The organism is Actinomyces oris (assembly GCF_006546825.1).
GTDB lineage: Bacteria > Actinomycetota > Actinomycetes > Actinomycetales > Actinomycetaceae > Actinomyces > Actinomyces oris.
On the sequence record NZ_VICC01000001.1, the window covers coordinates 302799 to 314902 of the forward strand.

Annotated in this window: 10 protein-coding genes; 7 read left to right on the forward strand and 3 right to left on the reverse strand. The window is 70.7% G+C overall.

Translation table 11 applies throughout. From position 1 onward, the window contains the following. Positions 1-24 precede the first annotated feature (24 nt). Both FK267_RS01320 and FK267_RS01325 read right to left on the reverse strand, forming a co-directional pair. Positions 25-2028 carry an alpha-amylase family protein gene (locus tag FK267_RS01320; protein WP_141405902.1) on the reverse strand — a complete coding sequence of 668 codons (2004 nt, stop codon included), beginning with the start codon at positions 2026-2028 and terminating at the stop codon, positions 25-27. A 449-nt stretch (positions 2029-2477) separates the two neighbouring features. Then, positions 2478-3050 (reverse strand): winged helix-turn-helix transcriptional regulator, encoded by a 573-nt coding sequence (locus FK267_RS01325; protein WP_232622469.1) that lies wholly within the window; start codon positions 3048-3050, stop codon positions 2478-2480. 122 nt (positions 3051-3172) lie between these two features. On the opposite strand from FK267_RS01325, the gene FK267_RS01330 reads away from it, so the two are divergent. The 5 genes from FK267_RS01330 (at position 3173) to FK267_RS01350 (ending at position 7111) form a co-directional block, all read left to right on the forward strand. Then, positions 3173-3784 carry an NAD(P)-dependent oxidoreductase gene (locus FK267_RS01330; protein ID WP_141405903.1) on the forward strand — a complete coding sequence of 204 codons (612 nt, stop codon included), beginning with the start codon at positions 3173-3175 and terminating at the stop codon, positions 3782-3784. Positions 3785-3880: 96 nt separating this feature from the next. Then, positions 3881-4687, forward strand: a complete 807-nt coding sequence (thiD, locus tag FK267_RS01335) for a bifunctional hydroxymethylpyrimidine kinase/phosphomethylpyrimidine kinase (RefSeq protein WP_141405904.1) — start codon at positions 3881-3883, stop codon at positions 4685-4687. 314 nt (positions 4688-5001) lie between these two features. Beyond that, a complete protein-coding gene (locus FK267_RS01340) occupies positions 5002-5352 on the forward strand; it encodes a PadR family transcriptional regulator (RefSeq protein WP_141405905.1) in 351 nt (116 codons plus the stop codon). Continuing rightward, positions 5349-6323: an ABC transporter ATP-binding protein gene (locus FK267_RS01345; RefSeq protein WP_141405906.1), complete on the forward strand. Its 975-nt coding sequence runs from the start codon at positions 5349-5351 to the stop codon at positions 6321-6323. Before FK267_RS01340 ends, FK267_RS01345 begins: the two co-directional genes overlap by 4 nt. Next, positions 6320-7111 (forward strand): ABC transporter permease, encoded by a 792-nt coding sequence (locus FK267_RS01350; protein WP_141405908.1) that lies wholly within the window; start codon positions 6320-6322, stop codon positions 7109-7111. Before FK267_RS01345 ends, FK267_RS01350 begins: the two co-directional genes overlap by 4 nt. Here FK267_RS01350 and dnaB read toward each other — a convergent pair. Next, positions 7102-8526 carry a replicative DNA helicase gene (gene dnaB, locus FK267_RS01355; protein WP_141405910.1) on the reverse strand — a complete coding sequence of 475 codons (1425 nt, stop codon included), beginning with the start codon at positions 8524-8526 and terminating at the stop codon, positions 7102-7104. The two genes, FK267_RS01350 and dnaB, sit on opposite strands and share 10 nt — an antisense overlap. 762 nt (positions 8527-9288) lie before the next feature. Between dnaB and FK267_RS01360 the strand changes: the two genes are divergently transcribed. Both FK267_RS01360 and FK267_RS01365 read left to right on the forward strand, forming a co-directional pair. After that, positions 9289-10743: an MATE family efflux transporter gene (locus tag FK267_RS01360; RefSeq protein ID WP_141405912.1), complete on the forward strand. Its 1455-nt coding sequence runs from the start codon at positions 9289-9291 to the stop codon at positions 10741-10743. Positions 10744-10966: 223 nt separating this feature from the next. Then, positions 10967-11965, forward strand: coding sequence for a hypothetical protein (locus FK267_RS01365; protein ID WP_232622470.1), 999 nt, complete (start codon positions 10967-10969; stop codon positions 11963-11965). Positions 11966-12104: the final 139 nt, after the last annotated feature.

Sequence of the window (12104 nt, forward strand, 5' to 3'; positions counted from 1 at the left end):
TCCGTGCCGGGACCTTCGTCCGTCTCAGTCCGTGGGGCGCACCAGCCACCAGGCGGCGTAGGGCGGCACGGGCACGCGTCCGTCCCCCGCCCCGTCCAGCGTGGTGGAGCCGAAGGGGACCGTGTCGGTCAGGACGTCGGTGGCCCCCATGACCCCGAGCCGGGCGAGCTGGTCGGCGGCCACCGAGCGCCACTGCGGCGTCACGTTGTACACGCCCACGAAGCTGCCGCGAGGGTGGTCGCGGTAGGTCACCAGCACCCCGGGGTCGTCGACGTCCTGGACCTGGGTGCGCACGACGGCGTCGAGCTGGGGCAGGCCGGCGCGCACCTGCGCCATGTGCGCCAGGTCGGTGAAGACGCGCCCCTCGACGGTGGAGCGGTCGCGGCGGTTGGCCAGCCGGCCCTCGTCGAGTCGGGGGCGACCGGCCCAGCGCGAGTCGGCCTCGTGGCCCGGCTCGGTGTCCCAGTTGGGGTCGTTGGGCTGGGCGAGCTCGTCCCCGCTCCACAGGACGGGGATGCCGCCCCAGCCGTAGACGATGGCGTGGGCCATGCGCAGGGCGTGGATCCGCTCCTCGCGCCAGGTCCACAGCGCCTCGGCCTTGTGCTCGGGGGTCTCGTCGGTGACGCCCTCCCAGGCTTCGGTGGCGGCCTCGATCCCGATGAGTGAGGCGGCCGTCCCGGCAATGCGCCGGTCCCCGGTGGCCGGGTTGTGCTGGAAGACCAGGCCCGCGGCGTCGGAGGTGGGGTACTCGCCGCTGTACCAGTCGGAGAGGAAGGACCGGTGGTCGTAGCCGCTCAGGCCGACGGCGGCCGCGTCGTCGTCGTCGATGGCCCAGCCGATGTCGTCGTGGCAGCGCAGGTAGGTGATCCAGGTGGCGGTGGAGGGCTCGACCGGCAGGTTCTGGAGGGCCTCGACGGCGAGCGTCGTGTCGCGCGCGGCGAGCATGGACCAGATCTGGACCATGAGGGAGTTGTGGTAGGCCAGGTCGGAGACCTTGCCGGTGTACTTGCCCTGGCCGAGGTACTGGAGGAGCTCGGTGGGGGCGACGATCGCCTCGGCCTTGAGGTCGACGGCGGGGCAGGCGATGCGGGTCAGGGCGCGCAGGACCTCGGTGATGGCGTGGACCTCGGGCTGGCCCTGGCAGTCGGTGCCCTTGCGCTTGATGGTGAAGGCGATGGCGTCCAGGCGCAGCACCTCGACGCCGCGGTTGGCCAGGTCCAGAACGATGCCGGCGAACTCGGCCATGACGTGGGGGTTGCGCCAGTTGAGGTCCCACTGGAAGGAGTTGAAGGTGGTCCACACCCAGCCGCCCACGCCGTCGTCCCAGGTGAAGTTGCCGGGAGCGAAGTCGGGGAAGACCTCCGGCAGGGTGCGCTCGTAGGCGTCGGGCTCGGTGCGGTCAGGGAAGATGAGGAAGTAGTCGCGGTAGCGCTGCTCGCCGGCGCGGGCCCGCACCGCCCACTCGTGCTCGGCGGCCACGTGGTTGAGAACGAGGTCCACCACCAGGGAGATGCCCTCGGCGCGCAGCTCGCCGGCCAGGTGCTCGAGGTCCTCCATGGTGCCTAGGTCCGGGCGCACGGTGCGGTAGTCGGCGACCGCGTAGCCGCCGTCGGAGTCACCGGGGCGCGGGGTGAGCAGGGGCATGAGGTGGAGGTAGGTGACGCCCAGCTCGCGCAGGTAGCCGATGCGGTCCTCCACGCCGCGCAGAGTGCCGGCGAAGCGCTCGGTGTAGGCGGCGTATCCGACGCGGCCCGGGTGCTGGACCCAGGCGGGGTCGAGGGTGCGGGCCAGGTCCAGGCGGCGCAGCTCGTAGTCGCGCTCCGCGTAGGCCCGGGCGGCCAGGGCCAGCAGGTTGAGTGCCTCCTCCTCGGCGGCGTCGCCGTAGAGGGTGGTGAGCCCGTCGAGGAGGTCCGGGTACCAGGCCTCCGCGCGCGTGAGCAAGATGTCCCGCTCCACGGCCTCAAGCGGGTCCAGGACGTGGAAGACGATGTCGTTGAGGGATGGCGGGAGGGACGTGGCGGCGCTCATAGATCTATGGTCCCCGATTCGGCGGCGGCGCGGTACTCATTTCCTCATCGTCCCGTCGGCCGGGGCGGCCATCGGCGAGGCGACGGCGAGGTCAGTCACACGGTCGGCCGTTCAGTCGGCCCCCCGACGGGCACCAACAGGCGCCGCCGGGCGCGGCCCCACCTCCTGAACCCGCGGCGCCGGCCGCCTGAGCCCACGGTCCCGGCCTCCCGAGCCCACGGCGCCGGCCGCCTGAGCCCGCGAGCCCACCACCGACGGGGACATGGCGCGCGGCCGGGGGCGTGTTGTTCCGGGCGGGGGCGTTCGACGCCGTCGGGGACCGGAATCCTGTCCCCGAACGCGCGGCACGTCCCCGGCCGACCGGGACGGCACCCGGCCGCGCAGAATGTCCCCGGCCGCAGAAACAGCCGCGGAAACAAGCGTGCTCACGTCCCGGGCGCGCCGGGGCGTCAGGATCCGACGGCGTCGTAGGACTCGCGGTGGGCCAGGATCTGGGCTGAGTGGGTGTGGATCCAGGTGCGCAGCGCGTCGATGGGTGCCTGGAGGCTGCGGCCCAGGTCGGTCAGCTCGTAGTCGACCCGTGGCGGCACGCCCGGCAGCTGGGTGCGCGTCACCAGGCCGTCGCGCTCCATGGATCGCAGCGTCTGGGTGAGGACTTTGGGCGTCACTCCGCCGACCCGCGAGCGCAGCTCCCCGAAGCGGCTCGGCCCGTCGGCCAGAACCATCACCACCAGCGGGGTCCAGCGGTCGACGACGTGGCGCAGCACCGTGCGCGACGGGCAGGCGGGCGAGAGGATGTCGAAGTCGAAGACCGGCGCCTGAGTTCCCTCCGCGGCGGGAACCTCGCAGCATGGGGCGCTCTCCCGAGTAGCCGCCTCTCCTGACTCGCCTGAGGACAGCTCCATCGCGCCTTCCACACACGCAGTGTCGATGCCGCGAGCGGCGACGGCGCTCCTCGCACTGCTGACGCCGCCTCGTGCCGCCTCCCGCCGCTCAGCCATCAGCCCCTCCGTCCGTGACACGACACACTCCTTTAGTTACTTTGAGGTACTTTGTACCTTAACCATACCATCAAGTCATCGGGAGGTCGCCGGTACCCGGCGCGCCCACCTCGGACCAGCACCCCATCTACCTGGAGGAAGTCATGAAGCTCGCCATCATCGGAGGAACCGGCATGGTCGGCTCGGCCACTGTCACCGAGGCCGCCGGCCGCGGCCACGAGGTCGTCTCCGCCTCGCGCTCGGGCCGTCACGCCGAGGGAGCCGCGCAGGACGTCACCCTCACCCTGACCGACACGCAGGCCGTCGTCGACCTCGTCAACGGCTCCGACGCCACCGTCATCGCGGTCTCCGCCGGCCGCGGAGAGCCTGCCCAGCCCGTCATTGACGCCCACCGCGCTCTCATCGCGGCTGCCCCCACCGGCCGGATCATCGTCGTCGGCGGCGCCGGCTCCCTGCTCACGCCCGACGGCACCCGTCTGGTGGACACCCCCGGGTTCCCCGAGGAGTACAAGCCCGAGGCCCTGGCCTTCACCGAGGTCCTCGACCTCTATCGCGAGGCCGGCAGCGCCCTGACCTGGACCTTCCTCTCCCCCGCCCCGGAGTTCACCGACAAGCCGCGCACCGGCACCTACACCGAGGGCGGCGACCAGCCCGCGGGCAGTGAGATCTCCGTGGCCGACTTCGCCGTCGCCCTGGTGGACGAGGCCGAGAAAGACGCGCACCGCGGCCACCGCTGGACCATCGCCAACGCCTGAGCTCGTCGCCACTCACAGCGCGCCCGCCGAGCCGGGCCGGTTCCATGCGACCGGCCCGGCTTGGCTCGTGCGCCCCGACCGGTGCAGGCTTGACCCATGACTGCCATCGCCCTGACCATCGCCGGCTCCGAGGCCTCGGGCGGCGCCGGCGCCCAGACCGACCTCAAGACCTTCCACACCCTCGGCGTCTACGGTTGCACGGCCCTGACCTGCATCGTGTCCATGGACCCCAAGGACGGGTGGAACCACCGCTTCGTTCCGGTGGAGCCCGGCGTCATCGCCGACCAGATCGAGACCTGTGCCGCCGTCCACGCGCGTATCGACGCCGTCAAGATCGGCATGCTGGGCACGGCGCCCACCATCGATGTCGTCGAGCAGGCCCTGGAGACCTACGACTTCCCCGCCGTGGTGCTCGACCCGGTCCTCATCTGCAAGGGCCAGGAGTTCGGGGGCGCGCTCGAGGTGGACAACGCCCTGCGCACCAAGATCCTGCCGCGCGCCACGATGACCACCCCGAACCTCTTCGAGGCCGCCACGCTGGCGGGCATGGAGGAGATCACCACCGTCGAACAGCTCAAGGAGGCCGCCAAGCGCATCCACGACCAGGGCGTCCCCAATGTCCTGGCCAAGGCCGGCCCGTCGCTGGGCACCGGCACCGCGCTGGACGTCTTCTATGACGGCACCACCCTGGAGGTCCTCGAGGTTGAGGCCGTGGGCACCGAGCGCGTCCACGGCGCCGGCTGCACCCTGGCCGCCGCGGTGACCGCCGAGCTCGCCAAGGGCGCCTCCCCGCTTGAGGCCGCCGTCACCGCCAAGGAGGTCGTCTCCTCCTCCATCCGGCACGGCCTGCGCGGCAACATGCCCTTTCTCTACGTCTACCAGGGCGAGTACCGACAGGCCTGAGCCGCACCGCTGAGGCACCCCTCGGTTCCCCACCGATCCTCCCGCTTCACCATCCGCCGCCGACGGTTGTCAGTCCGTCGGCGGCGGATGTGCGTCATCTACGCTCAGATCTGTCACGGATGGCGACTTTTCAGGCGGACCGCCGCGGCCACCAACCCATCCGCACCGGCCTGACCTGCGCAGATGCCCCAGGCCCACCGACGCGACGCAGCACCGACGCACCTAAAAGTCGCAATCCGTGACAGATCAGCCTCTGGGAACCGGCACACCAGTCCAGTAGATAGACAACCTAGTAACTAGGTAGTCTATAAACCATGGACTCTTCAGCGTCGCGCCTCCTGCGCGGATTCCTGGAACCCTGTCTACTCTCACTGCTGGCCGAGCACGCCGACTACGGGCTGTCCCTGGCGCAGCGGCTCGCCGCCGCCGGATTGGATGAGGTACCCGGCGGCACGCTCTACCCGGCTCTCATGCGCCTGGAGAAGCGCGGCCTCGTCGCGGTCTCCTGGCGCCCCTCCACCTCCGGGCCCGCCCGCAAGTACTACGAGCTGACGGACGCCGGACACACCGAGCTCGCCGCACGACGGGCCGAGTGGCGCACCTTCTCCACGGCGGTCGGCACTCTCATCGAGGGCCGCAGGGTACGCACGGAGGCCCCCTCATGAGCCGGCCCGAGGAAGCCAGGAACCCAGCACAGAACACAACGGCCGAGTGGTACCGAAACTTCGCGATAGAGCTCGCCTCCCGCGGTCTGCCGGCCTCCGAGGTCGAGCGCACGGCTGCCTCGACCCGGGCGGAGGCCGAGACGGCCGGGGTGCCGCCCGGCAACCTGTACGGACCGGCAGTCCTCTACGCCCGCGAGGTCGCCTCTGCACTACGGGACTACCAGGCCGACGCACCCACCCCAGCCCCGCACAGCTCGTCACTCCACACCACTGCTGACCTCGGCACCACATCTGCCAAGACTCCGCCCGCAACCCCCGTGGTCCTGCGCCTGACGGACGTCTCCGCACGCCGCGGCAGGCGTACGGTCCTGTCCGGAATCAACCTCACCATCCACCGGGGCGAGGTCGTCGCCGTCGTCGGGGCCAACGGCGCCGGCAAGTCGACCCTGCTTCAGCTCTCCGCGGGCCTGTTGCGTGCAAGCGGTGGGAGCATCGAGAGGACGCCGAACTTCGGCTACGCGCCTCAGCTCGACTCCTTGGCGCCGCTGCTGACGGTCGACGAGCACCTCCGGCTCTTCGGGGCGGCGCGCGGGATCCGGCAAGGCCGCTCCATCTCGACCGGCCGCCGTCTCCTCACCCGCCTGGGCTGGACCGCCCGCGGAGACCAGACCGCCGGGACGCTCTCGGGCGGGACCCAGCAGAAGCTCAACGTCGCTCTTGCCCAGCTCAACGCGCCCGACCTGCTCCTGCTGGATGAGCCCTACCAGGGCCTGGACGCCCTGGCCTACGAAGACCTGTGGGCCCTCATCTCGGCCTGGCGCGCCTCGGGAGCAGGCGTCCTGCTGGTCACCCACCTGCTGCGCGACGTCGACTTGGTCGACCGCGTCGTCGAGCTGCCGGCCCCGCAGGAGGAAGCTGGCCGGACAATCCATCGAATGCCCCGACGGACGCTACGAAAGGAGTCGGCATGAGCACCTCGCCTGACCAGTCCAAACCGGAGTCCGAGTGGGGCCGCACCGAGGGCGTCCGGTTCCGGTCGATGGTGGCGACCACGGGCCTGGTCGCGCTCGTCACCCTGCGTGAGCTCGCCCGACGGCGCGGCGCACTCGCGCTGGCAATCCTCCTGCCGCTGACCTTCTACCTGGTGCGCCTGGAGACGCACTGGACCGCGATCCGGCTCCTGTCGATCGGCCTGGGCTGGGCGACGGCGACGCTGGCGCTGTTCACGCAGGTCTCGTCCCGCTCAGTGGACCGCCGCCTCGCTGTCAGCGGGGCTCGACCCGCAAGCCTGCTGCTGGGCCGATACCTCGCGGTGCTCGAGCTCGGGTGGATCCTCGGCCTGCTCTACAGCGGCCTCGTCCTGGCCACGATCGGCGATGAGCTCACCCACCCCGGCGCGGTACCGGTCATGCTGCTGCTGACCGCTACCGTGGCCACTCCCCTGGGTTCCCTGGCCGCCGCCCTGGTTCCACGGGACCTGGAAGGCGCGCTCCTGCTGCTGTCAGTCATGGCGGTGCAGGTACTGGTGGATCCTTCCGAGGGCTGGACCCGAGTGCTGCCGCTGTGGTCGACCCGGGAGCTCGCGAGCGTCGTTGTGGAGAACCTGGGGCCCGAGACCGCCGACTACCTCCGCCGCGGGCTGGCGCACGGCGCCGCCATGACCGTCCTGCTGACCGCGGCGAGCTGGGCCGTGGGCGTCCTGCGCCTGCGCACGGTCCGCCTCCCGGCCCCGTCCCCTGCCGGGCCGGCCTACTCGTAGGCGGGCTCGGGGGTGACGTCGCGCGCCATGTTGGCGAAGCGCGAGACGTGCCCCTGGAAGGCCACGGGGATGGTGCGGGTCTGCCCGTTACGGTGCTTGGCCACGATGATGTCGGCCTCGCCGGGGCGCTCCTCGTTGTTGTAGTACTCCGGGCGGTGCAGCAGGACGATGATGTCCGCGTCCTGCTCCAGTGACCCGGACTCGCGCAGGTCGCTCATCTGGGGCTTGTTGCCGGTGCGCTGCTCGGGACCGCGGTTGAGCTGGGCGACGGCGATCACCGGGATCTCCAGCTCCTTGGCCAGCAGCTTGAGGGAGCGGGAGAACTCGGAGACCTCCTGCTGGCGCGACTCGACGCGCTTGCCCGAGCTCATGAGCTGGAGGTAGTCGATGACCATGAGCCCCAGGTTGTGCTGCTGCTTCATGCGCAGCGCCTTGGAGCGGATCTCCGGCATGGTGAGGTTGGGCGAGTCGTCGATGAACAGCGGCGCGTTGGAAACGGGGTTGTAGGCCACGGCGACGTCGGTCCAGTCGCGGTCCTCCATCTGGCGCGAGCCGCGCAGCTTGTTCATGTCGACGCTGGACTCGGCGGCCAGGATGCGCATCATGAGCTCCATGCGCCCCATCTCCAGGGAGAAGTAGCAGCTGGTGATCCCGTGGTGGATCGACGCCGAGCGGCAGAAGTCCACGGCGAGCGTGGACTTTCCCATGGCGGGGCGCGCAGCCACGATAATCATCTGGCCGGGGTGGAGCCCGCCGGTGAGCTCATCGAGCTCGATGAAGCCGGTCGGCACCCCGGTCAGCGCCCCGTTGTCGCGGTTCTGGGCGGCCTCGATCTCCAGGTTGGCCTCGCCCAGGAGCTCGGAGACGGCAACGTAGTCCTCCTTCTCCCCCTCGTGGTGGGCCACCGAGTAGACCTCGGCCTCGGCCAGCGTGACGAGCTCGGCGATGTCGCCGGCGTCGGTGGAGTATCCGAGCTGGGTGATGCGGGTGCCGGCCTGGACCAGGCCGCGCATGAGCGCCTTGTCCTTGACGATGCGGGCGTAGTAGCCGGCGTTGGCGGCGGTGGGGACGGTGGCCATGAGGGTGGCCAGGTAGGGGGCGCCGCCGATGCGTTCGAGCTCGCCGCGCTTGGAGAGCTCGTCGGCGACGATGAGCGGGTCGGCGGGCTCGGAGCGGTTGTAGACCTCGACGATCGCGTCGAAGATCGACTCGTGGGCCGAGCGGTAGAACTCCGGGCCGCGCAGGACGTCGATGACGTCGGTGATGGCCTCCTTGCTCAGGAGCATGCCACCGAGCGTGGCCATCTCGGCCTCGAGGTCCTGGGGCGGGAGGCGGTCGAAGGCGGAGCTGTCGGTGCGGACGCTTCCGCCGTCGGCGCTGCCCGAGCCGGCCTGAGCGCCCATGCCGTTGTCCATCGGCCACCTCCCGCACTGTCACGCCGGTTGGTCCCGGCTCGTCCTACTGCTCCCGACGGCGGCCCGCCGCGTCAGGAAGACGCTCGCCCGCGTGGAGCGCGCGCGTGACCATAACGCCATCGGGCAGGCCCCGCAAACTCTCAAGTTCACCCGTCTTGGGGATATCGGCACCGCCGCTGTGGGAAGACCCCCAGAGCCTGGGGACAGAGGTGGGCAGGCTGTGGACACGGATGTGCGCACTGGTGGCGACTCCCCCACAGGAAGGCGACTTTTCCTTGGTATACCAGGAATCCTAGAGTTCAGGCTTCCTATAGGTTCTTCCCACGACATCACAATGTGATCTGTGGACAAGTGGGTAAACCTGTGGACAAACATCATCTTCGACTTGAGGTCCGCACCGTTTGTGACTCCCCTACAGGGTGGTCCGTTCCAGTTATCCCCAACCCCCGCCATCTCGGCCGAACATCGGCTTCATCAGGCATATCCTCAGCAAATATTCAGCCTTCTAGTACTTTCCTGGAGCTCGAATAGTTGTGTGATCCCCCAGGACAATCCCGGCGATCCGTAGCCTCGGTCACGCCCAGGCTCCACCGCCGCGACCTCACCTCAACCTCATCCTCAACCTGGCCGTGAGGACCTCCCCGGACAGTCTCCCTCCGTGCTCGGAGCCGGCACCCGGCCCCTACCCTCGAGCGCTCCGCGGTAGCGGCCACACGCCCTTCCCTCTCCGCGCGGTGCCGCCCGGGGACCGCCGAGGCGCTGATGCTCCGGCGCGGACCCCTGGTCCACAATGGGCCCGTGCCCAACACCAGTCGCCCCGCCTCCTCCGGCCTCAACCGTCAGGTCCTGTCCCTGGCCGTCCCCGCTCTGGGAGCTCTCATCGCCGAGCCGCTCTTCGTCCTGGCGGACTCGGCCATGGTCGGCCACCTCGGCGCGGTGAGCCTGGCGGGCCTGTCCCTGGCCTCGACGATCCTGACGACGACGGTGGGCCTGTTCGTCTTCCTGGCCTACGCCACCACGGCGACGACGGCGCGGCTGTTCGGGGCCGGCCGGCGCACCGAGGGCCTGCGGGCCGGCGTCGACGGCATGTGGCTGGCACTCCTGCTGGGGCTGGGCGCGGGCGCCTTCCTGGGACTGACCGCCCCCTGGCTGACCGCTGCGATGGGCGCCGACGGCGCGGTGGCTCAGGCGGCCATCGCCTACCTGCGCGCCTCCTGCCCGGGGTTGCCAGGAATGTTCGTCGTCCTGGCCGCCACTGGCGTGCTGCGCGGTCTGTTGGACACGCGCACGCCCTTCGTCGTGGCCACGGCCGGGGCGGTCTTCAACGTCGTCGTCAACGCGATCCTGCTCTACGGCGTCGGAATGGGGATCGTGGGCTCGGGCGCCGGCACCGCGATCGCGCAGACGGCCATGGCGCTGGCGCTGGCTGGTCCGATCGCCCGGGCGGCCCGGGCGGCCGGCGTGGGTCTGCTCCCCCACCGCCAGGGCCTGCGGGCCTCCCTGGGCAGTGGGACGCCCCTGCTCATCCGTTCACTGAGCCTGCGGGCGGCGATCCTGGTGACCGTGTGGGCGGCAACCGCGCTCGGGGAGGTGTCGCTGGCCGCCCACCAGGTCGTCAACGCCCTGTGGACCTTTGCGGCCTTCGCGCTGGATGCGCTGGCCGTGGCGGCGCAGGCCCTCATCGGCACCGCCCTGGGACAGGCCCAGAGGGCGGACGCGGACTCGGCCGCACCGGAGGCTGAGGCCCTCACCGAGGAGGAGGCCGGGGCTGCTGCGGCGACAGCCGGCTGGTCCATTGACGAGCTCCTGAAGCGGATGCTGGCCTGGGGCGCCGGGACGGGGGTCCTTATCGGCGTACTCATGGCGGCGGGCGCCGCCTGGCTACCCCGCGCTTTCACCTCCGACCCGGGCGTCATCGCGGCCGCCACCCCGACGCTCCTGGTCGCGGCGAGCGCGCAGCCACTCGCCGGGGTCGTCTTCCTGCTCGACGGCGTGCTCATGGGCGCCGGCGACGGCCGCTACCTGGCCCGGGCGGGCCTGGTGACGCTGGTGCCCTATGTGCCGCTCGCGCTGCTCATCGGAGGCGGCGTGCTGCCAGGGGCTGGCGGGGCGACGTCGGGCCTGGTGCTGCTGTGGATCGCCTTCGCCTGGGTCTTCATGGCCGCCCGAGGATCCACTACCTATCTGCGCTCGCGCGGCACCGCCTGGCGCCACTGATCGGCCCCGCACGCCCGGCCCCTCCGGCCCCTCGCCCCGCGCGGTCGTGCCCTATACCTCGAGGTCGAGGGTTAAGGGTACGACTTCGCGACCTACCCTACGATCCGGGCAGCCAGCACGAGGCCGTCACCCCGTGGCCACAGTGCTGTCCGTTCCCTGCTGCATCCACAGGGCTCCGACACTGCAGTAGCCAGCTCATCCGCTCGCCCATCACGCTTGCGACATGGAGCCCTATCCCGAACCGCCTCAACTGCCTCCCGTTGTCGCGTCCGCCGGCCCGCCGGCCGCCATGCGCAACCCCGTCAGGCTCCTTCGTGGTGTCTATGGGGATATCGGCGCTCAGGACCTGCCCCGTTGGGAGGCCGGCGCGCGTCTCAGTCTGGCTCGTTGCGCGGCCGCCTGCCTTCAGGTCACGTCCGCGCGCTGCCTGAGCCACGAGTCGGCCGCACTCGTTCACGGTCTGTGGTTGCGGGAACGTGAGCCGGACGTCAGCGTCGTCGTCCCCTCAAGTCCGCACCATCCCCACCAGGAGCTCCCCCTCCCGCCGGGAGCACAGCGCCTCGCCTACCTGCGACGACGACACCTGACGCTGCCGCAGAAGGACATCACCACCGTCTCGGGCCTGCCTGTGAGCACCTTGGGACGGACCGCGGTTGACTGCGCCTTTGACCTTCCCGCCCACGACTCGGTGTGCGTGGTCGAGTCGGCGCTCCGCGCTATCGCCCGTCCATCGCGATACCAGTACTCCCAGTCGAGCCGCCGAGTCGAGGCTGCCCGGCATCAGCTCCAAGCCACCATTGCGGCGCAGGGCCCGCGTGCCGGGGCGCGGCGCGCACGTGCCGTCGTCGCCATGGCCTCAGCCTTCACCGAATCACCGGGCGAGTCGCTGCTGCACTGGTTGGTGCGCGCCCTGGGCCTGCCGGCTCCGCGCATTCAGATGGCGATCACGGACGTCCACCACTCCCGCCTCTACTTCCCCGATGAGGCCTGGCCGGAGTACCGGGTACTGGCGGAGTTCGACGGGCGGATCAAGTACAAGACCCCCGAGGACCTGTGGCAGGAGAAACAGCGCCAGGACGCCCTGACTCGCATGGGCTGGCGCATCGAGCGCTTCATCTGGGCGGACTTCACACACCTCGACCTGCTGCGCGACCGGCTCCTGACCCTCTTCCCCACCACCGTCGCCCGCAGCGCGCGCCCCGTGGCGGACCTGTGGAGATGACTGCCGGCTCCCGACCGCGCTGTCGTGCCTTATGCCTCGAGATCGAGGGTTAAGGGTACGACCTCGCAACCTACCCTACGATCCGGACAGCCGGCACGACCCTGCACGACCCACGACGACGCCGTCGGGCCGGAGCCCC

Coding starts and splice junctions, on each gene's coding strand:
- FK267_RS01320 (WP_141405902.1), bottom strand. CDS start 2,028: ATGAGCGCCGCCACGTCCCTCCCGCCATCCCTCAACGACATCGTCTTC.
- FK267_RS01330 (WP_141405903.1), top strand. CDS start 3,173: ATGAAGCTCGCCATCATCGGAGGAACCGGCATGGTCGGCTCGGCCACT.
- thiD (WP_141405904.1), top strand. CDS start 3,881: ATGACTGCCATCGCCCTGACCATCGCCGGCTCCGAGGCCTCGGGCGGC.
- FK267_RS01340 (WP_141405905.1), top strand. CDS start 5,002: ATGGACTCTTCAGCGTCGCGCCTCCTGCGCGGATTCCTGGAACCCTGT.
- FK267_RS01345 (WP_141405906.1), top strand. CDS start 5,349: ATGAGCCGGCCCGAGGAAGCCAGGAACCCAGCACAGAACACAACGGCC.
- FK267_RS01350 (WP_141405908.1), top strand. CDS start 6,320: ATGAGCACCTCGCCTGACCAGTCCAAACCGGAGTCCGAGTGGGGCCGC.
- dnaB (WP_141405910.1), bottom strand. CDS start 8,526: ATGGACAACGGCATGGGCGCTCAGGCCGGCTCGGGCAGCGCCGACGGC.
- FK267_RS01360 (WP_141405912.1), top strand. CDS start 9,289: ATGCTCCGGCGCGGACCCCTGGTCCACAATGGGCCCGTGCCCAACACC.
- FK267_RS01365 (WP_232622470.1), top strand. CDS start 10,967: ATGGAGCCCTATCCCGAACCGCCTCAACTGCCTCCCGTTGTCGCGTCC.